Annotated in this window: 19 protein-coding genes; 11 read left to right on the top strand and 8 right to left on the bottom strand. The window is 60.9% G+C overall.

Going from position 1 to position 21,282, the window contains the following annotated elements:
- Positions 1–57: 57 nt before the first annotated feature.
- Together P8X48_02020 and P8X48_02015 are read right to left on the bottom strand one after the other, a co-directional pair.
- Positions 58–2,076 carry a UvrD-helicase domain-containing protein gene (locus P8X48_02020; GenBank protein ID MEJ2106090.1) on the bottom strand — a complete coding sequence of 673 codons (2,019 nt, stop codon included), beginning with the start codon at positions 2,074–2,076 and terminating at the stop codon, positions 58–60.
- Positions 2,077–2,159: 83 nt separating this feature from the next.
- Positions 2,160–3,059: a hypothetical protein gene (locus tag P8X48_02015; protein ID MEJ2106089.1), complete on the bottom strand. Its 900-nt coding sequence runs from the start codon at positions 3,057–3,059 to the stop codon at positions 2,160–2,162.
- Between the two features lie 97 nt (positions 3,060–3,156).
- On the opposite strand from P8X48_02015, the gene P8X48_02010 reads away from it, so the two are divergent.
- The 3 genes from P8X48_02010 to P8X48_02000 all read left to right on the top strand — a co-directional run bounded on the left by P8X48_02010 (position 3,157) and on the right by P8X48_02000 (position 5,840).
- The gene (locus P8X48_02010; GenBank protein ID MEJ2106088.1) at positions 3,157–4,077 is read left to right on the top strand and encodes a hypothetical protein; all 921 of its coding nucleotides are present in this window, start codon (positions 3,157–3,159) and stop codon (positions 4,075–4,077) included.
- A gap of 99 nt (positions 4,078–4,176) precedes the next feature.
- Complete coding sequence (locus tag P8X48_02005; protein MEJ2106087.1) at positions 4,177–5,451, top strand: citrate synthase; 1,275 nt, start codon at positions 4,177–4,179, stop codon at positions 5,449–5,451.
- On the top strand, positions 5,448–5,840 hold the full coding sequence (locus tag P8X48_02000) for a hypothetical protein (GenBank protein ID MEJ2106086.1): 393 nt from the start codon (positions 5,448–5,450) through the stop codon (positions 5,838–5,840). The genes P8X48_02005 and P8X48_02000 overlap by 4 nt, the downstream gene beginning before the upstream one ends.
- Here P8X48_02000 and P8X48_01995 read toward each other — a convergent pair.
- The 3 genes from P8X48_01995 to P8X48_01985 are packed head-to-tail and all read right to left on the bottom strand — an operon-like array spanning position 5,819 to position 8,958.
- Positions 5,819–6,955: a hypothetical protein gene (locus P8X48_01995; protein ID MEJ2106085.1), complete on the bottom strand. Its 1,137-nt coding sequence runs from the start codon at positions 6,953–6,955 to the stop codon at positions 5,819–5,821. The genes P8X48_02000 and P8X48_01995 overlap by 22 nt on opposite strands.
- A 30-nt stretch (positions 6,956–6,985) precedes the next feature.
- A complete protein-coding gene (locus tag P8X48_01990) occupies positions 6,986–7,903 on the bottom strand; it encodes a carbon-nitrogen hydrolase (protein ID MEJ2106084.1) in 918 nt (305 codons plus the stop codon).
- A gap of 2 nt (positions 7,904–7,905) precedes the next feature.
- Positions 7,906–8,958, bottom strand: a complete 1,053-nt coding sequence (locus P8X48_01985) for an agmatine deiminase family protein (protein MEJ2106083.1) — start codon at positions 8,956–8,958, stop codon at positions 7,906–7,908.
- Between the two features lie 101 nt (positions 8,959–9,059).
- On the opposite strand from P8X48_01985, the gene P8X48_01980 reads away from it, so the two are divergent.
- From P8X48_01980 to P8X48_01970, 3 genes are all read left to right on the top strand, one after another.
- Positions 9,060–10,295: a DUF1015 family protein gene (locus P8X48_01980; protein MEJ2106082.1), complete on the top strand. Its 1,236-nt coding sequence runs from the start codon at positions 9,060–9,062 to the stop codon at positions 10,293–10,295.
- An 88-nt stretch (positions 10,296–10,383) separates the two neighbouring features.
- Positions 10,384–11,982: a hypothetical protein gene (locus P8X48_01975; protein MEJ2106081.1), complete on the top strand. Its 1,599-nt coding sequence runs from the start codon at positions 10,384–10,386 to the stop codon at positions 11,980–11,982.
- 137 nt (positions 11,983–12,119) lie between these two features.
- Positions 12,120–13,070, top strand: a complete 951-nt coding sequence (locus P8X48_01970; GenBank protein ID MEJ2106080.1) for an LbtU family siderophore porin — start codon at positions 12,120–12,122, stop codon at positions 13,068–13,070.
- On the opposite strand, the gene P8X48_01965 is transcribed toward P8X48_01970, so the two are convergent.
- Complete coding sequence (locus P8X48_01965; protein MEJ2106079.1) at positions 13,067–13,924, bottom strand: SDR family oxidoreductase; 858 nt, start codon at positions 13,922–13,924, stop codon at positions 13,067–13,069. The two genes, P8X48_01970 and P8X48_01965, sit on opposite strands and share 4 nt — an antisense overlap.
- Before the next feature lie 92 nt (positions 13,925–14,016).
- Between P8X48_01965 and P8X48_01960 the strand changes: the two genes are divergently transcribed.
- From P8X48_01960 to P8X48_01945, 4 genes are all read left to right on the top strand, one after another.
- Complete coding sequence (locus P8X48_01960) at positions 14,017–15,945, top strand: HD domain-containing phosphohydrolase (protein ID MEJ2106078.1); 1,929 nt, start codon at positions 14,017–14,019, stop codon at positions 15,943–15,945.
- A gap of 127 nt (positions 15,946–16,072) precedes the next feature.
- Entirely contained in the window at positions 16,073–17,041 is a 969-nt protein-coding gene (locus P8X48_01955; GenBank protein MEJ2106077.1) for a Gfo/Idh/MocA family oxidoreductase, read from the top strand.
- Positions 17,029–18,144 carry a DegT/DnrJ/EryC1/StrS family aminotransferase gene (locus P8X48_01950; protein ID MEJ2106076.1) on the top strand — a complete coding sequence of 372 codons (1,116 nt, stop codon included), beginning with the start codon at positions 17,029–17,031 and terminating at the stop codon, positions 18,142–18,144. Before P8X48_01955 ends, P8X48_01950 begins: the two co-directional genes overlap by 13 nt.
- Positions 18,145–18,195: 51 nt before the next feature.
- Complete coding sequence (locus tag P8X48_01945; protein ID MEJ2106075.1) at positions 18,196–18,789, top strand: DUF938 domain-containing protein; 594 nt, start codon at positions 18,196–18,198, stop codon at positions 18,787–18,789.
- A gap of 12 nt (positions 18,790–18,801) precedes the next feature.
- Here the strand turns inward: P8X48_01945 and P8X48_01940 are convergent, their stop codons facing one another.
- Together P8X48_01940 and P8X48_01935 are read right to left on the bottom strand one after the other, a co-directional pair.
- Entirely contained in the window at positions 18,802–19,905 is a 1,104-nt protein-coding gene (locus P8X48_01940) for a quinone-dependent dihydroorotate dehydrogenase (protein MEJ2106074.1), read from the bottom strand.
- 61 nt (positions 19,906–19,966) lie between these two features.
- Complete coding sequence (locus tag P8X48_01935; GenBank protein MEJ2106073.1) at positions 19,967–20,707, bottom strand: pseudouridine synthase; 741 nt, start codon at positions 20,705–20,707, stop codon at positions 19,967–19,969.
- 4 nt (positions 20,708–20,711) lie between these two features.
- Here P8X48_01935 and P8X48_01930 point away from each other — a divergent pair.
- On the top strand, positions 20,712–21,282 hold a 571-nt coding region (locus tag P8X48_01930), incomplete at its 3' end, for a hemerythrin domain-containing protein (protein ID MEJ2106072.1).

The raw sequence follows: 21,282 nt of genomic DNA, 5'->3' as shown, positions 1-21,282 counted from the left end.
AGATTTCTGCGAATGTTTCGCCGACCAGCGGCGTCGATTCCCTGTGCCGAGGGCCCTTTATTTACCTTCTCCCAACATCTCGCGCAGATTGGCCAGGTAGGCCCGTCCGCGTTCCTGCTGTTCCTCTACCGGCCGTTCGTGTCCCTTGCCTTCCCAGGCCAGGTCATCGGAAGGTAGTTCATTCAGAAAGCGACTGGGTTCGCAATCCATTCGATCGCCGTGACGTTTGCGTGTGGCAGCGAAGCTGAAGGTAAGGGAACGTTGCGCCCGCGTGATTCCTACATAGGCGAGCCGTCGTTCCTCCTCGAGGCGATCTTCCTCCAATGCCGAGTGATGCGGCAACACGCCTTCCTCGAAGCCGGCGATGAACACGTGCGGAAACTCCAGACCCTTGGCCGCATGCAGGGTCATCAGGGAAAGCTCGTCGCGGTCTTCGGAATCGCCCTCGCGGTCCAGGCGATCGAGCAGGGCAAGGCGCGCAACCACGTACTCAAGCGCGGTTTGCCGTTCACCGGAATCGCGACTCATGCGCTGCAACCATTCGACAAAGTCATTTACCGCGGTAATGCGGCGCCGCGCCACGGCCGGGTCGCCACTGCTGTCCCGAAGCCAGTCTTCGTAGGAAAGCTCATCCAGCAAATGACGTAGTGTTTCTTCAGGACGATGGTCATGGGCGCGGATTTGTTGTTCCCGCAGCCACTCGGTGAAGGCACGCAAAATCGTGATCTGTCGCGCATTCAGTTGTTGTTCGAGCCCGAGTTCAAATGACGCCGCCATGAGAGCGAGGTCCCGTCCCGCGGCATAGCTCGCGAGCTTTTCCAGGGTTGCCGGGCCGATCTCCCGTCGCGGCGTGTTCACGATTCGCAGGAAGGCCACGTCGTCTTCCGGATTGGTCAGCAGTCTCAGGTAGGCAATGAGGTCGCGAATCTCACTGCGGTCGAACCAGGAGTTGCTGCCGCTCAGTATGTACGGGATTCGTTGTTCGCGCAGGGCCTGTTCGAACAGTCGCGCCTGGTGATTGCCACGAAACAGGATCGCGTAGTCACCCAAGCGCGTGCGGTAGCGGAACCGGTGGTGCTGGATCTCCGACACGACGCGTTCTACCTCATGTTCCTCATCGTCGGTACGAATCACACGAATGGGGTCGCCATAACCGAGGTCGCTCCACAATTGTTTTTCAAATACATGCTCGTTGTTGGCGATGAGCCGGTTCGCTGCCTTCAGGATGCGCCCGCTGGACCGGTAGTTCTGTTCCAGTTTGATAACAGCCAGGCCGGGGAAGTCCTTCTGCAACAGTTTCAGGTTCTCGGGATGCGCACCGCGCCAGGTGTAGATGGACTGGTCATCGTCGCCAACAACCGTGAGCGCACCGCGGTCACCGGTGAGCAGGCGCACCAGTTCGTACTGCGCGATGTTGGTATCCTGGTATTCGTCCACCAGCAGATAGCGAATGCGTTCGCGCCAGGCGGCGCGACGTGCGGCATCGTCGCGCAACAGTCGTACGGGAAGCACGATCAGGTCATCGAAGTCCACTGCGTTGCAGGCGCGCAGGCTCCGGTCGTAGTCAGGCCAGACCCGGGCCGCCACCACCTCGACCGGATCGGAACTCGCGTGGGCCACGGCGGCGCCGGGGTCCAGCAGTTCGTTTTTCCAGCGGGAGATGCATCGCTGTACTTCCTGGGCCAGGTTCTTGTCCCCGCTCATGTCACCCCGCAACAGCTCGCGCAGCCGGGAAAGACTGTCTTCCGAATCCAGGATGGAAAGATTGCGCCGCAGATCCAGGGCCGCATGTTCGAGTCGCAGGATCTTCAGTCCCAGGGTGTGAAAGGTGCAGACCGTCAGTTCATTCGTCTGTTCACCCAGCAAGGACTTCACGCGCGCCTTCATTTCCCGTGCCGCCTTGTTGGTGAAGGTGACCGCGGCAATGTGTTGCGGCTCCAGGCCTCGCTGCCGGACCAGGTAGGCGATCTTCTGTGTAATAACGGAGGTCTTGCCGCTGCCGGCACCGGCGAGTACGAGCACGGGTCCGTCGGTCGCGTGTACGGCTTCGCGTTGACGGGGATTGAGAGACTTCACGAACTGCGTTCCGGTACGAATCTGGGCGCCGCCGATTGTAGCCCGAAGCCGCCCGGAGATGACAGATTGACCTTGTCGCCGTCCTATGCTGGAAGTGCCGAGAACAGAAAGTCGTGCCACTGGCCCGGCAGGTCTTCCGGCTCCCGTACCAGCCGTTCGATCAGGCTGAACATGGGATAGGGTTTGATATCGATCAGCTCGTGGGCACGTATGGTGCGCAGACTGTGTACACCTTCCCCGGTAATCCCTTCACGTTCGCCGCGGGCAAGACGCAAACCGAGTTCGTGGTGGTGTGAACCGGCGCTGGTGGCGGTGGTGATCAGGTCTCCCAGACCCGCAAGCCCGTAGGGTGTATCGGTCTTGCCGCCCAACTTTCCTACCAGCGCGGAAAGCTCACGCAGGGCCAATACGGCGAGCAGGCCACGCACGTTGTCGCCCAGGCCCAAACCATTGGCCATGCCAAAGGCTATGGCGTAGACATTCTTCAGCACCGCGCACCAGGACAGCCCCGGCGGGTCGTCGTGATACTCAAGCACGAGATTGCTGCTGGCGAACAGATCGCGAACCCTCATATAGTGTTCGCGGTCTTCCACACCCGCTTGGGCGAAACCGGGCCGGTCGACCATCAGTTCCTCGGCGATCATGGGTCCATAGAGCACGCCGGAGTTCGTGTCCTTTCCCAGGCCCGCGCGCAAGGCGAGCAAGGCAGGTCGAGCCTGGTCGTCCAGCCCCTTGGCTATGCTGAGGCAGAGCGTGTCTGAAGACAATCGGTCGCGAATCCGGCTTGCGAGTTCAAAGACGGGGGCGGTGGGAACGCAGAACAGCACCACATCCTGTTTTTCCGCGCTTCTTGCCAGATCGATTGCCACTTCGCCGGCGTGGGCCCGGTGCCAGACCTGAACCTCGTGTCGGGGAGAAAGGAGATGGTTCATGGCATGACCCATTTCCCCGAAACCGATGATCAGTACTCGCCTAGATGTCATAGTTGGACCCTGGTGGAAAGAGACACCAAAATAGTACCGGGTCCGCAAGTAGCGCTACAATGACTTTTGTCACGATCCCCAGCGAGGGCGCTTGTTCATGTCCGATGCAGGCACGAGAAAGCGGACAATCGTTTTTGTTCCGGGCAAGAATCCGAAACCGCATCCGCGGGAGCATCGTGAACAGTTGTGGCGTTGCCTGGTGGAAGGGGTGCGCCGGGTGGATGAAGAGGCCGCGACCGAACTCGGAAAGGCCAAGGACAACTTCCGGCTGATTGCGTGGAATCATCTGTTCTACGGTCACTACAAGTCACTGGAAGCGGATTTGCCCTGGATCGATACCCTGATTCGTCAGCCCGGCCCGACCGCGGACGACCGGCGCATTGCCGACAGCTGGCGCAGACACACCACGCGCCTTTTGTATCAGATTGCTGATGCCTTGCCGTTTCTGATTCCCCTCATACCCATTCGCGCGATCCGCGCCATCATCGCCGAGACCGCGCGCTATTTTCAGAACCGGGACGGGATCGCCGATCGGGTACGGGAAAAGGCCAAGGTCATGTTGCGTGGAATGTTGGCCGAAGGTGACCGTATTCTGTTGATCGGCCACAGCATGGGTTCCATCATCGCCTATGACAGCCTGTGGGAGCTGTGGCATGGCGAGGGAAACAAGGCGAAGGTCGACCTGTACCTGACCCTGGGCAGCCCCCTGGGAATGCATTATGTACGCCGACGCCTGTTGGGCACCAACGCCACCGATGCGAGACGTTTTCCCGGCAACATCCATCGCTGGATCAACATTGCGGCGGTCGGGGATCTGACCGCACTGGATGAGGGCATCGAGGATGATTTTCGCCCCATGATGACGCGTGGTCACAGTCTTGTAATTCATGACGAGTACGAGGGCGTTTATAACTACTTTCGCAATGAAGAAGGTCTGAATGTGCACCGATCCTATGGCTACCTGGTAAATCCATTCGTGGGGAGGGCGATCGCGAAGTGGTGGCGCGAGGATAACTAGGGCGGACCGTGTTCGGTGTTCGGCCCCTGTACTGAACGGCGCCTTCGATGTAGGCTTTCCCGTTCGACCCGATACAAATACCACGCGAACCGGAAGCCTATGGCCGACTACGTAAACGCCGTTATTTCAAGTGAGCACGACGAAAACAGCCTGCCACTCGTGGAGGGCACGATGGGCCCGCGCGCCATCGACATCCAGTCCCTGTATTCTCAACAGGGGCTGCTCGCCTTCGACCCCGGTTTCCGCTCCACTGCCGCGTGCAGCAGCGCGATCACCTACGTCGACGGCGACGAAGGGATTCTGCTCTATCGCGGCTATCCGATCGAGGAGCTGGCAGAGAAGAGCAGCTTCGAGGAGGTTGCCTATCTGCTCATGTTCGGTGAGCTTCCCGCGGAAGACGCATTCGCCGGATTCGCTGACAAGATCGGCGACCTCAGCCTGCTCCATGATCAGGTGCTGAGCTTCTACCGTGGCTTCCGGCGCGATGCCCACCCCATGGCCATCATGGTGGCTGTGGTCGGCGCACTGTCTGCCTTCTATCACTACAGCATGGATATCGACGATCCCGATCAGCGTGTGCTCGCAGCCATGCGTCTGGTGGCCAAGATGCCCATGATTGCAGCGGCAAGTCATACCTATCACGTCGGTCGGCCCATCCGTTACCCGCGCAAGGAATACAGCTACTCGGAAAACATCCTGCAGATGATGTTCGGGCGACCGAACACCGATTTCCATATCGATCCGGTTCAGGCGCGGGCGCTGGACCAAATCCTGATCCTGCATGCCGATCATGAGCAGAACGCATCAACTTCCACCGTGCGCATGACGGCATCGACCAATGCCAATCCATTCGCGTGTATCGCTGCCGGAATCGCAAGCCTCTGGGGTCCGGCCCACGGGGGTGCCAACGAGGCGGTGTTGAAGATGTTGATGGAAATCGGCTCGGTGGACAACATCGGCAAGGCCATTGATCGCGCCAAGGACAAGAAGGATCCGTTCCGTCTCATGGGTTTCGGTCATCGCGTGTATAAGAACTTCGATCCGCGTGCACGGGTAATCCAGGCCACAGCAAAACAGTTACTCGATCATCTGGGTCTGGACGATCACTTGCTGGAGGTCGCCGTGCGCCTGGAAGAGATCGCACTCAAGGATGACTATTTTATCAAGCGCAAGCTCTATCCCAACGTCGACTTCTATTCAGGCATCGTGCTGCGGGCCATGGGCGTGCCGACCAATATGTTCACGGCCATGTTCGCTCTTGCGCGCACCACCGGTTGGGTCAGCCACTGGCTGGAGCTGCACGAAATACCCCATGGCATCGATCGGCCGCGGCAACTGTATGTCGGTCCGACTCTACGGCATTTACCGAAATGAAACGCAAGACGTTCGCAATCGTTCTCGTGCTCATCTCCGTGTCGGGACTATCGGCATGCGCGACCGCCGTTTTCAGTTCCCATCGGCTGTCGTTCGAGGAAGCAGAAATGGCCAGAGGGGTCGTCATCAGCGAGCGTGACCGGAATCTGATCGCAGAGTGGTACAGGGGGAAGGCGTTCGGCCGTGGACCGGGAGCCCTGCCAGAGGGCTTTGTGAAGCTGGATTTGCTGCCGTCGAACCTCGAGGGGATAGGCCTGCCGCGAGCATTGGAGCGCAAGCTGACGCCCCTGCCGCACGACTACGTGCGGCGAATCATCGGTCGGGACATTGTTTTGATGCGCCGCACGGATCGCGCGGTCGTGGATCTCTACCGGGATGCCCTTCCCTGAGTTTTGCGAAATTCCTGGTTGAGTCGACGTCGCTTCTCATAGGCCTCGCGCGCCACGGCCACGTCGTCCAGGAAATACGGAAGCTCTTCCAGCGTCAGCGCCTGCGGCCCGTCTACCAGTGCCTTCTCGGGCGCTGGATGGAAATCCACCAGAATCATGTTCGCGCCGGCGATGACGCCCTGTGCGGTAACGTGCATGAGGTCTGTGATGCCGTCCGGGGCTGCGTCGCGCGTTCCCACGGAATGTGAAGGGTCGATGCACACGGGCATGCGTGTCAGACGCTTGACCACGGGCACGTGGGCGAAGTCGACAAAGTTGCGATGCGGGTCGCCCATATTGGTCTTCATGCCGCGCAGACCGAAGATCACGCGGCGGTTCCCCTCGCTCGCCAGATACTCGGCTGCGTTCAGGGATTCCTCCAGGGTGATGCCGAAACCACGCTTGAGCAGAACCGGAAACTCCTGCTGCCGGCCGACGATCTTTAGCAGTTCGAAGTTCTGCGTATTGCGTGTGCCGATCTGCAGCATAACCCCCGTGGGTTTGCCGGTGGCATCCAGGGCCGCCCGGATTTCATCCACGTGGGAATCGTGGGTCACCTCCATGGCGACGACGCGGATGGCGTACTTGCCCGCCAGTTCGAACACCCAGGGCAGGCAGTTCTTGCCGTGGCCCTGGAATGCATAGGGACTGGTTCGTGGCTTGTAGGCACCCATGCGCGTGCACACCTGGCCATGGGCCTGCAGCGCTTTCATCATCGCTTCCACATGCTCACGCGTGTCCACAGCACACAGTCCGGCAAACACATTGAGGTTGTCCTGCGAAAATTCCACGCCGTTGTATTCGAAACCTGTAGGCCGCAGGTCGTCGCGGTGGCGGCCCAGGACGCGATATTCCTGCGACACGCGCACCACGCGTTCCACGGCAGGCAGGCTCTCGATCTCAGCCGCGTCCAGGGAGGCGGTATCGCCGATCAGATAGATTTCCGTCAGCGTCTGTTGGGTACCGATCTCCCGATGCACGCTGGTGCGGACGTTGGGCTTGTTCTCCAGGAACTCCAGCAGGCTGCGGAACTCCTCGCTCTCGTTATCGACATCGGGTCGGGTGATTACAATCATGCTTGTGTCTTCGCTGTCACAATCGGTTTATCAGGAATCGGAGTCGATGTATCGTCGCGTCAGGTCGTCGTAGGCGTCAATGCGCCGATCGCGCAGGAACGGCCAGGTACGGCGTACCGACTCGGAACGCTTCCGGTCAATCGCCGTCACCAGTACGGCCGGATCATTCGTCGGCGCCTCCGCCAGAATCTCGCCCTGGGGCCCGGCGATGAAACTGCTGCCCCAGAAATCGATGCCCGGACCCTGTTCCGCGGGATCGGGTTCGTGGCCGGTGCGATTGCAGCTGAGCACCGGAAGACCATTGGCAACCGCGTGCGCCCGTTGCACCGTGCGCCAGCTTTCAAGTTGGCGTTGCTTTTCATCAACCTCGTCGCGCGGGTCCCAGCCGATGGCGGTGGGGTATAGCAACAGTTCGGCGCCATGCAGCGCCATGAGCCGTGCCGCCTCCGGATACCACTGGTCCCAGCATATGAGCACACCCAGGCGGCCGAGGGAGGTATCGACGGGTGTGAAGCCAAGATCGCCGGGCGTGAAATAGAATTTTTCGTAGTAGCCCGGGTCGTCGGGGATGTGCATCTTGCGATAGCGTCCCGCGAGAGTCCCGTCGCGCTCCAGCACCACGGCGGTATTGTGGTACAGGCCCGCGGCCCGTCGTTCAAACAGGGATCCGACAATCACAATCCCGAGTTCCTTCGCCAAGGCACCCAGTCGGTTCATGGTCGGTCCGGGAATGGCTTCGGCCTGATCAAACCGCGCGGAGTCTTCGCTCTGGCAGAAATAGACGCCGGTATGCAACTCCTGCAGCAATACCAGTCGCGCGCCACGGGAGGCTGCCTCGTGGATTCCGTCGACAGACGCGGTCAGATTGGCGTCGTAGTCTTCGCCGCAGGCCTGCTGGACCAGTCCCACGGTCAGTGTGTCTGATTGATTCTTGCCGGAATCCGTCATGTTCAGCTCGCCAGCACCCCGGCCGGCAGTTGCATGGTGACGCAATGCAGACTGCCGTATTGCCGAATCAGAGGCAAGGCGTCGATGGCCACCAGTTCGCGGTCGGGGAAACAGGCTTGCAGTCGTGTCAACGCCAGCTCGTCCAAAGGGTCGTCATAGGTAGGTACCAGGACGGCATCGTTGATGATGAGGAAATTGGCATAGGTCGCCGGCAGGCGCTGGCCCGTATCGTCGAATCGGGCGCCAGGCAAGGGCAGCGGAACAAGCTGGTAGGGCGCGCCGGTGGCGCTCGTGAACTGTTTCAGTTCGGCCTCCATGGCGGACAGCGGCCCGTAATGATCATCGTCACGGTCATCACAACGGACAAAGGCAATGGTTTCGCGATCGCAGAAGCGGGCCAGGGTATCGATGTGACCGTCGGTATCATCTCCGGCAAGCCAGCCGTGTTCCAGCCACAGGAAGCGTTCGATGCCAAGGTGCTCCGCCAGCAGTCTCTCCATCAACTCTCGCGTCAGGTCGGGGTTACGTTTCGGAGATAGCAGGCAGGGCCGGGTCGCGAGCAGGGTACCGGAACCGTCCACCTCGATACCGCCGCCTTCGAGTACCAGGTTTACGGTCTCCAGGGGCGTGTCGCCAAAGACACCGTCGCGAAACAGCGTCGGGGTGATGGCATTGTCCAGATCGGCCGGGTACTTGCCGCCCCAGCCGTTGAAACGGAAATCCAGCAACTGGGCCTGGCCGCTGCAAAGAACGGTGACGGGTCCGTGGTCCCGTGCCCAGGAATCATTGGACCGCGCGATGCGGACATCGGTGCGGGCCCGATCGACGCCGGCGGAGACTAGCAGGTCCTGAACGCGGGAACGGTGGGCCTCGTCGTAGCACACGATCAGTACCCGCTCGCGGCGACTGATCGCCAGGGCCAGCTGCGTAAACGTGCGTTCGGCGTCGGCGAGATGGTCCGCCCAATCGCCATGGGGATGGGGCCAGGTGAGCATGACGCCGTCCTGCGGGGCCCATTCCGGCGGCAGATAGGGGCGGCAGGGGGGCTGGTTCATATCCGGGATTCCGGGTCGGCAATTGCGGGTACGGTGCGTATAATGCGACGCGCTCCGGGGTGGTCCGGGGCCGTGACACGCCGCAACTATACAGGAAAACCATGAATCTGATTCGTCCCTTCAAGGGTCTGCGACCCGCCCCCGGCCGCGCCGAGGAGGTGTTGGCGCCACCCTATGATGTGCTCAATACCGAAGAGGCCCGGGTCAGGGCCGCCGGCAAACCCTACAGCTTCCTGCATATCTCCAAGCCGGAAATCGATCTGCCGCCGGGGACCGACCCCTATGACGAGGCGGTCTACGCCAAGGGGCGCGAAAACTTCCAGCACATGCTGGAGCAGGGGGTACTGGTCCAGGATGACCAGCCCTGTTACTACATCTATCGCCTGATCATGGGCGAGCATGTGCAGACCGGGCTGGTGCTGGTGGCCTCGGTGGCGGATTACGACAGCAACCGGATTCGCAAACACGAATTCACCCGACCGGACAAGGAGGACGATCGCGTGCGCCAGATCGAGGCCCTGAATGCACAGACGGGACCGGTGTTCCTGACCTATCGTCACCATGACGACATTGATCGCATTGTTGCCGAGACTTGCAGCGGCGAACCGGAAGTGAACGTTACCGCCGACGACGGTGTGCAGCATGCCCTGTGGGTTGTGCGCGACCCGGCGACGGCGGAGAAGATCACGCAAGTCTTCGATGCCATGGATTGTCTGTATATCGCCGACGGTCATCACCGTTCGGCCGCGGCCTCGCGGGTGGCGGCGGCCAGGCGTAAGGCCGGCGCGGGTGAGAACGCCGCGGACTATTTCCTGTCAGTCGCGTTTCCTGATAACCAGATGCAGATCCTGGACTACAACCGCGTGGTGAAGGATCTTGCCGGTCGTACACCGGAGGATTTCCTGCAGGCCGTGCAGGATGCCTTTGCCGTTGCGTCGGAAGATGCGCCGGTTCGACCGGCGACAAGCGGCGAGTTCGGAATGTATCTCGCCGGGCAGTGGTACCGGCTGACCATCCGCGAGGATCTCATACCGGCGGACGATCCGGTGGGAAGGCTGGATGTCAGTTTGTTGGCCAGCCACCTGATTGCGCCCATCCTCGGCATCACCGATCCCCGTCGTGACAAGCGCATCGATTTTGTGGGCGGGATTCGCGGCCTGGAGGAACTGCAGCGGCGCGTGGACAGTGGCGAAATGGCTGTGGCCTTTTCCCTGTTTCCGACCTCCCTGGATCAGCTTATGGCCGTGGCGGACGCCGGCGAAGTGATGCCGCCCAAGTCCACCTGGTTTGAGCCGAAACTGGCGGACGGCATGGTCTCCCATCAGCTCGCCGAATAGAGTCGGGGACGGCGCCATTCTGTTGCTGACTTGACATACAAATGAGAAGCATTAACAATCGCATCCAGTTTTCATTGGTGGGTGCGGTGTGTCGGCGAAAAAGACAAAGGCCCTGATCCTGGGCGCGATCGTGCTCTGTGGCGTCGTGAGCGCGTCCGCACGGGCCGATCAGGATCCCCCTGAGGTTCGCATCGGCGAGCGCCTTTCCCTGGAAACCCGCTTTTCCTGGTTCGCCTACAGGCATCCGCACCGCGCCGACCCGGTCATGGAGTGGACCGAAACGACGGCCGGCCGGATCAAGGGGCCGTTTGCCGGGCAGGCCATGAACTGCCGTGCCTGCCACCTGGTGGACGAGCAGGGAGGGGCCAGGGGCGGCGGCATGCGTACCTACGCAGACTTCGCCCGCCGCAGCCCCGTTACAACCCGGCCCGACGGTGAGCGCACCTCCGTGCGCAACGCCATGCAGATGGTGGATATCACCGTGCCGGGCCACGGCCTGTTCCACTATGACGGGCAGTTCGCCAGTCTGGACGATCTCGTCCGTGCGACCCTGACCGGTCGCAACTATGGCTGGCTGCCCGGGGAGCACGGTATTGCCTTGCGTCATATCGCGGCCGTTATCCGTCGGGACGATGGCCGTGGCCCGCTGGCAAAGGAATTCGGTGGTGCGTACGAACAGGTGCTCACGGGAACCGATCGATCCATCCCGGCAGACCTGCGCCTGCCGCCGGCGTACCGCATCGATGTGGACCACGCCAGCGACGCGCAGATCGTCGATGCTGTCTCGCGGCTGATCGCGGCCTATGTGGACAACATCCGTTTCGCGCGCGACGCCAGCGGCAGACACACCGGGTCGCCGTACGATATCTTCCTCAAAAAATATGCACTGCCGCGCGCGCCGCGTAGCGACGAATCGGCGCTCGCCTATAGCCGCCGGCTTCGCGCAGCCGTGAACCGACTGCGCCAGCCCAGATTCGTTGGCAAGGGGGATGGCCATTTCCGGCATCACAAGCAGGCCTTTGCGTTCGGGCCGAGGGAACTGGCGGGCTTGAAGATCTTCTTTGCCGAATCGGCGCCAAAAAAATCCTCGGCCATCGGCAACTGCATTGCGTGCCATGTCGCGCCGGAGTTCTCCGATTTCCGTTTCCATAACACAGGTGTTTCGCAACTGGATTATGACGACGCCCACGGCACCGGCTCATTCGCCGCCTTGAGCATCCCGACCCTGGCGCGACGCGAGCGGGACTACGATGCCTGGCTTCCTCCAACCCCGCGGCATCCCCATGCCAGCGGCCGATTTCGTGCCGTGGTTGCGCGCAACCGGCCGGGGGACGCAGACCTCGGCCTGTGGAATGTGTATGCCAACCCCGATATGCCGGCGCCGCAGCACAAGCTGAACCATTTGCTGTGCGCGCACGCCTGCAAACCGGCGGCGGTGCTGGACCGAACCATTGCCCGTTTCAAGACGCCCATCCTTCGCGATCTCGGAGATTCTTCGCCCTATATGCACAGTGGCCGATACGACACCCTGGAAGAGACAGTGCGGCACTATCAGGTGATCGCCGCATTGGCGCGCGCGGGCCGGGTGCGCAACCCGGCGCCGGAACTGCGCCATATTCATCTGGGGAAAGGGGATGTCTCCGCGTTGGCGGCCTTCCTCCGGGCACTCAATGAGGATTATGAGTGACTCGTGGATTGATACCCTTGCGCATGCGTCGATCTCCAGCAGTTCTTGGCGCCGACAGCACCTCTTCCCATCGAGCGCCCGGCCGATTTCGGCGCTTGGCGCGCAGCTTCTCCTGGTTCGCCGTGGCGTTTGCGCCGATGAGCGCGGACGCAGCTTCGTTCTCCCTGTCCGGTGCCGCGGAACTGGAGTGGGGATATGCGCGTGACTACGCCGCTACGTCCACGCAGGGCGCGCAGCTGGCGAAGGCGGCCTTGTCCATCGACAGCATCCTGAGCAATCGCCTGTCGATGCATGTTTCCGCTCTCTACGAGGAAGGGAGTACGCCATTGGAACTGGACGAGGCCCGTGCGTCTTTTGCCCTTGGCTCCGAGCGGCGCGTCAGTCTCGACGTGGGCCAGTTCTACCTGGGTATCGGGCAGTTCGAAACCTTTCTCCTTTCCGATCCGCTGACACTTGAGATTGGCGAGGAGCGGGAGCGTGCGGTTCGGGTCGGTGTATCGCAAGAGACCTGGTTTGGAAGGATATACGCATATGACAGCCGCAAACCATCGGCCGCCGGTTCGATCTCATGGGGTGGCGACCTCGGATTCGAACGCAAGGCCAACGGACACCTTCTGGAGGCCGCGATCAGCGCAATCGGGAACCTTGGTGGTGCCCGCCGCCTGCAGGGATGGATCACTCCGGGGACGTTGCAGGCCGACGTTCCAGCCTGGTCAAGCCATATCGGGGTCCACCGAGCAGGTTGGCATCTGCTGGCATCCTGGTTGGAAACCCTGAAGGCATTTGACGGCTCGGAGCTCTCCTTCAACGGAGCTGGTGCCAGACCTCGGGCGTGGCAACTGGAAATCGCGCGCGAATTCGGATCGAAGGAAAGGAAGTGGGTGGCAGCGGTGTCTTATCAGGAGAGCGCCGACGCACTTTCGCTGGAATTTCCCCGGCGTCGCTTGTCCATTGGTCTGTCAAAGGAGCTCGGCGCCCATACCCATGTAGGGCTGGAATGGATCGTCGATCGCGACTACGCGGCGGCAGTGGGAGGAACGGGCAGGGAGGCCCAGGGGCTTGCGGCGAAGTTCACCGCGGAGTTCTAGCCCGATTCACTATCGGGCCGGTCGCCGACGGCAAAGACGACACGATCCAGCCACCGCGCCGGCAGCAGTCGGCGAAAATATCCAAAGACATACGTTGGTGTCGTGACGGGATAGCGGATCTTTGGGCGGGGCGCCTCCAGCGCATGAACCACGCGCTTGAGCACGGCTTCCGGCGGCAGCGTGAACGGCGTGCGTCCGGCCCGTCCTTCCAGCCGTTTCAGTACCGCACGATACAGTTCGCGATGAGTACTGTGTTCCAGGTCGATGTTCTCGCGGAAGGCGGCGAGGGCGTTGTCGCGGAAGCGGCTGACGATAGGTCCCGGTTCGACCAGGGAGACGTGGATTCCGCTCCCCCGGAGTTCCAGGCGCATGGTGTCGGACAAGGCTTCCAGTGCGAATTTGCTGGCGGTGTAGGCGCCGCGATAGGCGAAGGTCACGATACCGAGGATGGAGCTGATTTGTACGATGCGGCCCTTGTTTCGGGCACGCATGGCCGGCAGGATGGCATTGGTGAGTTCCTGGGTGCCAAACAGATTGGTTTCGAATTGCTGCCTCAGCACCTCGCGGGAAAGATCTTCCACCGCTCCTGGCTGTCCATAGGCACCATTGTTGATAAGGCCGTATACGTTTCCCCCGGTTCGTTCCAGAACCGTTGCGACCGCGGACCGAATGGAATCGCTGTCGCGCAGATCCAGGTGGAGCCCTTCCAGGCCCTCCTGATCCAGCCGTTCAGCGTCTTCCGGTTTCCGCGCCGTGGCGATGACGCGGTAACCCCGCGCCCTCAGACCCTGTGCCAGACAGTGTCCAATGCCGCTGGAGCAGCCCGTAATCACTACTGCCCTAGATTTGTGCATGGTGCGTTAAATATATCGCGTCTATGCTTGGTGAATCGCATACAATAGCGCAAAGTGGGCGCCAGTCCCGCGAAAACGGTCGGGGAACGGAAATGGGGAGACCGCAGAGTTCACTATGGATAGCCTCAGAGGCCCGGGGGCAAATCGATCTGTCTCTATTATATAAAGAGTCGGATCTCTCCCAGGAGTTTCATTCCCTGGATGCGATTGACCCCTTGAGTCTCCCGGCCCTTCTCGTCCTCACCCCCCAGCAAGCCCAACGGATTCTGGCGGATCTGGATGCCAGGGAACGCTCCGAGTTCGGCGTGGTCCTGTGGACCGACGACCCAAACTGCCTTCATGAAGCCTTGTTGGAAGACCCCCTGGTTAGCGGCGTACTGGTGCCGGGTACCTCGCCGCAACTGGTCTGTGCCACCCTTCGCACGGCCCAGTCGGTGCTCGAACATCGGAATGACCAGGATCGTGTGACTGGAACGCTGGAGAAGGTCCTCGAGATTAGTCATGCACTGGCTTCGGAAAAGGACCTGGACTCGCTTCTGGATCTGGTCCTGAGCCATGCGCGCAAGCTGACGGGTGCCGACGGTGCATCGATTTATACCCGCGATGACAAGGGCAAGCTCTATTTTCGGCTTTGGCAGAATGCGTCCACCGATGCACGGGCAAGCGCGCAGATGACCCTTGTGGGCAAGTACAGTATTGCCGGCTACGTGGCCAGTACGGGGGAACTGGTCAACATCGAGGATGCGTACAACATACCCGAGGACATGCCGTATACATTCAATCCTGCTTCGGACCGCAGTCTCAACTACCGCACACGATCCATGTTGACGGTGCCGATGACGAACAAGGACGGCGACGTGGTAGGTGTGCTGCAATTGATCAACCGGAAGCTGGACTATCAACAGAGATTGAGCACAGCGGATGACTTTCACAAGCAGGTCTTGCCGTTCGATTCCGTAAGCACCCAGATCGCCCTGGCGCTGGCAGGCCAGGCCGGTGTGGCACTCGAAAACAGTATTCTCTACGCCGATATCGAGCGATTGTTCGAGGGTTTCATACGTGCATCTGTACAGGCGATCGAGGCACGGGACCCGACCACGGCCGGACATTCCTTCCGCGTGGCCGAATTCACCGAGCGTCTGGGCAAGGCCGTTGATCAAAGCGATCTGCACAGCGTGCGTGCAGTCCAGTTCAGTCGGGATCAGCTGAAGGAGATCCGCTACGCGGCCCTGTTGCATGATTTCGGCAAGGTAGGTGTGCGGGAAAACGTTCTGGTCAAGGCCAACAAGCTGTACCCCGAACAGCTTGCGCTCATCGAGCAACGCTTTCGCTACGCGCGCACCAGCCTGAGTCGCCAGGCCTATCGGGAGATCCTCGATCTGTACGAAGCCAGTTCGCTGTCGGCCGATGAGTTGCGTGGCCGGCGCAAGGAGATCGAGCGCATGCTGGCGTACGAAGATCAGAGGCTGGCGGGATTTCTTGAGACGATCTTGCGTGCCAACCAGCCCAATGTCGTGCACGGTGAGGCAGATCACGATCTGGGAAGTATCGTTGCCTATCGCTTCCCCGACCATGACGGCAATGCGGTTCCGCTGCTCGAGGAGTTCGAGTTCAGCAGCCTGGTCCTGTCCAAGGGCAGTCTTTCGCCGGAGGAGCGCGAGCAGATCGAGTCCCACGTCAGCCATACCTTCGAATTTCTTCGCCTGATCCCCTGGACCCGAAATCTGGCAAGCCTGCCGGACATCGCCTATGCGCACCATGAGAAACTCGACGGAACCGGATATCCGCGGGGGCTCAATGCCGGGGAGATTCCGGTGCAGTCCAAGATGATGGCGATTGCGGACATCTATGATGCATTGACCGCGCCGGATCGCCCGTACAAGAAGGCCGTTCCGCTCGAGCAGGCCCTGGATATCCTGGGAGAGGAGTCCCGGTCCGGCAAGGTGGATGCAGACCTGTTCCGGATTTTCGTGGAATCCCGGGCCTTCGATATCGGCGCCGCGCCAACGGGCGGCCGGTAGTCGCTGGCCGGACGGCGCGCTATAATGCGTGCCGTTTTCAGCACCGGTATCGCTCGAGAGGAGAGAATCCGCCTCTGCTACCGCGGGCTGCGACCATTAGGGATTGTCCTCGATCAACTGGAATTTCATGTCCGCCCAAGCAAACACGGGTACCGCAAACCTGCGAGTCGGCGTCGTCGGTACCGGATACCTTGGCAAGTTCCATGCACGCATCTACCGCGACATGCCCGGTGTAGAGCTTGTCGCCATTGCCGATGTGGACCGACAGGCCGCCGAGCGTGTGGCGGAGGAATGCGGCTGTGAGGCGTACACCGACGCCGGCGGTTTGGTCGGCAAGGTCGATGCAGTCAGCATCGTTGTTCCTACTGCCTATCACCTTGCCGTATCGCGCCCGTTCCTGGAGGCGGGTGTACACATGTTGCTCGAGAAGCCCATTGCGCCGAGCTACGAGGAAGCGCTCGAGCTGGTGGAGCTGGCGGAAAAGCACAAGGTCGTTTTCCAGGTCGGTCACCTTGAACGCTACAACGCAGGTGTGATGGCCCTGGCCAGGCGTGCCACCAGGCCCATGTTCATTGAGGTTCATCGACTCGGCCCTTTCGTCGCGAGGGCAACGGATGTCGATGTGGTGACGGATCTGATGATCCACGATATCGACATCGTGCTTGAGCTGGTCGGTTCACCCATTCGCCGGATCGAGGCCATGGGCGTGCCCGTCATTACACAGCACACAGACATTGCCAATGCCCGCCTGGAGTTTGAGAACGGCGCCGTGGCGAATGTGACCGCAAGCCGCGTTTCGAACAAGAAGTTCCGCCGAATTCGGGTATTCGAACCGAATCATTATTTTGGCCTGGACTATACCGACCAGAAGCTGGATTCGGCCTATGCCGAGCCGACCAACAAGGAAGGCGAATGGCCGGAAATTGTGACTGAACGTATCGAAATCGAACCGGTACAGCCACTGAACGCGGAACTGGAAGATTTCGTTCGCAATGTGCGAACCGGAGCTACGCCCCTGGTGACCGGGCGAGTCGGCCTGGAGGCCTTGCGGGTTGCCTTACTTGTGCGGGAGAAAATCGCAGCATGTCAGATGTAATCGAATCGGTTCCCTTCCTGGATCTCACCCGGGAATTTTCAGAGCTTTCGCCGGAGTGGATCGACAGTATTCGCGCAACCGGGCAGTCCGGGGCCTTTGTTCTCGGTCCAAATGTCCAGGCCCTTGAAAAGGAAATCGCGGATTATGTCGGTGTGGCGCACGCGGTATCAGTCGCGAACGGCACCGACGCACTGGTTCTTTCCCTGCGGGCGCTGGGAATTGGTCCGGGCGACGAGGTAATCACGACACCGTATACGTTCTACGCGACGGCAGAGGCGATCAGCGTCGTGGGCGCCACCCCGGTGTTCGCGGATATTCTGTCGGACAGCTTTACGCTAAACCCGGAAACTGTGCGTGAGCGAATCACCGATCGCACGCGAGCAATCCTGCCGGTTCATATCTTCGGACATCCGGTGGACATGGATGCCCTCGGAAAGATCGCGCAGGAGCATGGTCTTGCTGTCGTGGAGGACTGCGCACAGGCCTTTGGCGCCGATGTGGCAGGGCGCAAGGTTGGAAGCATGGGCGATACCGGGTGCTTCAGCTTCTATCCCACGAAAGTCCTGGGTTGCTATGGCGATGGTGGAATCATTACCACGGATCGCGACGATGTGGCCGAACACCTGCTGCGCTTGCGCAACCATGGCGCGGTGAAGCCTTTTATTCATACCGAGATCGGTTACAACAGTCGTCTGGACGAGATTCAGGCCTCGTTGCTGCGGATCAAGCTGCGCTTCATTGACGAGGCCATTGCCGGCCGGCGCCGGGTTGCCGAGGCATACGGCGAGCACCTCGGCGGCAAGATCCTGGCGACGCCGGAGAATCCTTCCTGGGGCGGGCACGCCTACAATCTCTACACGGTACGCCTTCAGAACCGGGACGCCGTGCGCCGGCAGCTGACCGACAATCGGGTTGGCACCTCGCTGTGCTATCCCGAGGGTCTGCATCTGCAGGAGGTGTATCGCGATCTGGGGTACACCCCGGGCAGCCTGCCGGTTTGTGAGCAGGCATCGCTGGAAGCCCTTTCCCTTCCAATCTATCCGGGAATGCCGGAAGCCCATGTCGACCGGGTGTGCGAGCTGGTGCTGGCCGATCAACCCTGAGTGTTTCCGTGGATCGGGGGCTCCTCCCGGTCCATCCCCAAGGTCCGGCAGATGAAACAGTATTCGGCCCCATTCGAACGAAACCGGGAACCCATTGCCCGGGTTCTTGGCGAGATCCTGCCATCCACGGGCAGTGTGCTTGAGATCGGCAGTGGTACCGGCCAGCATGCCCTCTGGTTTGCATCGCGTTTTCCCGAACTGAATTGGCATCCCACCGATCGAGCCGGGGCCCTGTCCAGCATCCAGGCGTGGCGCGACGAGGCGGATCTGGACAATCTGTCTGCGCCCGTTGAGCTCGACCTGTTACGGGGGCCGTGGCCGGTGACCCGGGCCGATGCGGTTGTATGCATCAATACGATACACATTGTTGCCTGGGCGGGTGTCGAACGGCTGTTCGCCGGGGCGAGCCGGATTCTGCCCCCCGGCGGTCTGCTCTATGTCTATGGCCCCTACCGCTACGCGCATCGTCCCCTGGAGTCCAGCAATGAGGATTTCGATCGCTGGCTCAAGGATCGTGATCCGGAAAGCGGTATACGGGATTTCGAAGCGGTGGATGCCCTGGCACGGGACGTGGGACTGGAACTGGAGGGTGATCGCGCCATGCCCGCCAACAACCGTTCCATCTGGTGGCGGAAATTGTCCTAGACGGTATCGACCCTAGCGCATCATCCGGACGCCGCTGCGCGCCTGGGCGACGGCTTCACTGAGGGTGTCGCAACCGGCCGCACGGGTTCGGCGGAGAAGGCCGCGACAGATCCTCCGGGCGAGGCCGGGTCCCCCGTAGATGAATCCGGAGTAGACCTGCAGCAGGTCGGCCCCGGCGACGAGTTTCTCCCAGGCATCATTTGCATTCTCGATGCCTCCGACGCCGATGATGGGTACCTGGCCCTGCAAGCGGTGATAGAGCAGGCGGATCACTTCCGTGGAACGGGCCTTGAGCGGTGCACCGCTGAGGCCGCCCGTTTCGGCGGCAAGAAGTTCCCCATCCAGGCCGGGCCGATCCACTGTCGTGTTCGTGGCGACAACCGCATCGAGTTTGACTTCAAGAACGAGATCGGCAATGTCGTTGATCTCGTCGTCCGTCAGGTCCGGCGAGATCTTCACCGCGATCGGGACGAAAACTCGGCGCGTCTTCCCCAGTTCGACCTGCTCGTTCTTCAGGCTTGTGAGCAAGGCGGAGAGTTTTTCGCGATCCTGCAAGGCACGAAGTTGTGGCGTATTCGGCGATGAGACATTGACCACGATGTAATCCGCCACGGCATACACCGCCCGGAAAGCGCGCAGATAGTCGTCCGCCGCATGGTCGTTGGATGTGTTCCGGTTTTTGCCAATGTTCACGCCCAGGGGCCCGGGCTTGCCCGCCCTCTGCAGGTTCTCCATGAAAGCCTCCAGACCCACGCTGGGAAAACCCAATCGATTGATCAGCGCGTGATGGCGGGGCAGTCGAAAAAGGCGTTTGGGCGGATTCCCCGGTTGCGGGTCCGGGGTAACTGTGCCCAGTTCAATTCCGCCGAAGCCGAGGGTGAACAGGGGGCGCACACACTCCGCATTCTTGTCCAGGCCAGCTGCGAGGCAAACCGGATTGGAGAAGCGGATCCCCATGACCTGCGTTTCCAGGGCCGGGCTTTTGACACGATAGAGCTGTGTCAGGAGCCAGGGAATGCCGGGCACCAGGCAGATCCAGCGCAGGACAGACAGTACGAGCCGGTGGCTGCGTTCCGCGTCAAGACGAAACAGTAGGGGGCGAATCAGTCTGTACACAGAGGGAGGGTGCCGATTTGGTTTATCTGGTTCAGCATTCGGGTACGGAATGATAACCCAACTAGAAGCGCTCGTCGTCCGCAAGGTAGCGCCAGCATCCCTCCGGCAGGCTTCCCAGACGCACGCGGCCGATCCGCACCCGTTTTAGACCGGTGACCTGCAGATCGACCTGTTCACACATGCGGCGAATCTGGCGCTTTCGACCCTCGGTCAGAACCATATTGAGCTGATCCGGATTCTGTTGCCGCACCCGGGCCGGGCGCAGGGCCTTGCCGTCCAGATGCATTCCATGTCGCAGGCGATCGAGTTTCCGGTCCGTGATCTCGCCCTGCACCCGTACCAGGTATTCCTTTTCAATCTGCGAGCCTTCGCCCACCAGGGTGCGCGCGATTCGCCCGTCCTGGGTCAGCACCAGCAGTCCCTGGGAGTCGATGTCCAGGCGGCCGGCCGGCGCCAGTCCCCGCAGCTGCTCCCGCGAGAACCGGCGATCGCTACGGTCACCGGAGAACCGGGTAGTGGCGCCGATCAGGCTGATAGCCGGCCGATAGCCTTTCTCCGCCTGGGCCGAGACGTAGCCCACCGGTTTGTTGAGCAGGATGGTCACGTTTTCCCGCTGGGCCTGCCGCGCACGTTCATCGAGTACGATTTCGGCGTCCGGGGCGACGCGGGTCCCGAGGACATCGATCCGCTCGCCATCCACCAGGACCCAGCCTTTCTCGATAAGCGCATCGGCCTCCCGCCGCGAACAGATTCCCCGCTCGGACATCAGTTTGGAGAGCCGGATTTTTTCGTTGGAAGACATATGGGTGAGGCCGGACATCGGTGAAGTGACGTTCTGGGGCAGAGGATACAACTTTTTTCGGGCGACGGGCGGCATTTGGCCAAAGATCGGTGGCCAGCAATCTGACGCAGAATGCGTAGACAGATGCGGTCTCGCTGCTAGTTTTATTTTAGAAGGCTATTTCAGAAAACGGCGGCCCCTGGAGCCGATTGATCACGGAGGAAGCATGGCGCAGATTTTTGGTATCCCGATCGGCAGGAAGGCGGAGATGCGTACCGCGTACAACCCGTACAAGCCGGCGCCCGGGACCAGCATTTACTTTGACGCACGTTTGGTCGATCAGCTGAAGGGAGATCACCGTCAATTGATCCAGCTGTTGCAATCGATCCAGGAAGCCGTACACGACAAGGATTTCGAGACCATCCGCGACCTGTTGGGAGAGTTCCGGACCACCTTGCAGGCACATTTACTTACCGAAAACGTCAAACTTTACGTGTACCTTTCGCGCCAGCTGGCGAACAATCGGGTCAATATCGAGACCGTAAACCAGTTCCGTCACGAAATGCGGGGAATTGGCCGCAAGGTTATGGATTTTC

Source organism: Acidiferrobacteraceae bacterium (genome assembly GCA_037388825.1).
Taxonomy (GTDB): Bacteria; Pseudomonadota; Gammaproteobacteria; order Acidiferrobacterales; family JAJDNE01; genus JARRJV01.
Note: the sequence above shows the minus strand (reverse complement) of the source record. Positions and strands in the feature narration are given on the sequence as shown.

Coding starts and splice junctions, on each gene's coding strand:
- P8X48_01935 (MEJ2106073.1), bottom strand. CDS start 20,707: ATGTCTTCCAACGAAAAAATCCGGCTCTCCAAACTGATGTCCGAGCGG.
- P8X48_01995 (MEJ2106085.1), bottom strand. CDS start 6,955: ATGATTGTAATCACCCGACCCGATGTCGATAACGAGAGCGAGGAGTTC.
- P8X48_02005 (MEJ2106087.1), top strand. CDS start 4,177: ATGGCCGACTACGTAAACGCCGTTATTTCAAGTGAGCACGACGAAAAC.
- P8X48_02000 (MEJ2106086.1), top strand. CDS start 5,448: ATGAAACGCAAGACGTTCGCAATCGTTCTCGTGCTCATCTCCGTGTCG.
- P8X48_01965 (MEJ2106079.1), bottom strand. CDS start 13,924: ATGCACAAATCTAGGGCAGTAGTGATTACGGGCTGCTCCAGCGGCATT.
- P8X48_01955 (MEJ2106077.1), top strand. CDS start 16,073: ATGTCCGCCCAAGCAAACACGGGTACCGCAAACCTGCGAGTCGGCGTC.
- P8X48_02015 (MEJ2106089.1), bottom strand. CDS start 3,059: ATGACATCTAGGCGAGTACTGATCATCGGTTTCGGGGAAATGGGTCAT.
- P8X48_01985 (MEJ2106083.1), bottom strand. CDS start 8,958: ATGAACCAGCCCCCCTGCCGCCCCTATCTGCCGCCGGAATGGGCCCCG.
- P8X48_01950 (MEJ2106076.1), top strand. CDS start 17,029: ATGTCAGATGTAATCGAATCGGTTCCCTTCCTGGATCTCACCCGGGAA.
- P8X48_01970 (MEJ2106080.1), top strand. CDS start 12,120: ATGAGCGCGGACGCAGCTTCGTTCTCCCTGTCCGGTGCCGCGGAACTG.
- P8X48_01960 (MEJ2106078.1), top strand. CDS start 14,017: ATGGGGAGACCGCAGAGTTCACTATGGATAGCCTCAGAGGCCCGGGGG.
- P8X48_01945 (MEJ2106075.1), top strand. CDS start 18,196: ATGAAACAGTATTCGGCCCCATTCGAACGAAACCGGGAACCCATTGCC.
- P8X48_02010 (MEJ2106088.1), top strand. CDS start 3,157: ATGTCCGATGCAGGCACGAGAAAGCGGACAATCGTTTTTGTTCCGGGC.
- P8X48_01980 (MEJ2106082.1), top strand. CDS start 9,060: ATGAATCTGATTCGTCCCTTCAAGGGTCTGCGACCCGCCCCCGGCCGC.
- P8X48_01990 (MEJ2106084.1), bottom strand. CDS start 7,903: ATGACGGATTCCGGCAAGAATCAATCAGACACACTGACCGTGGGACTG.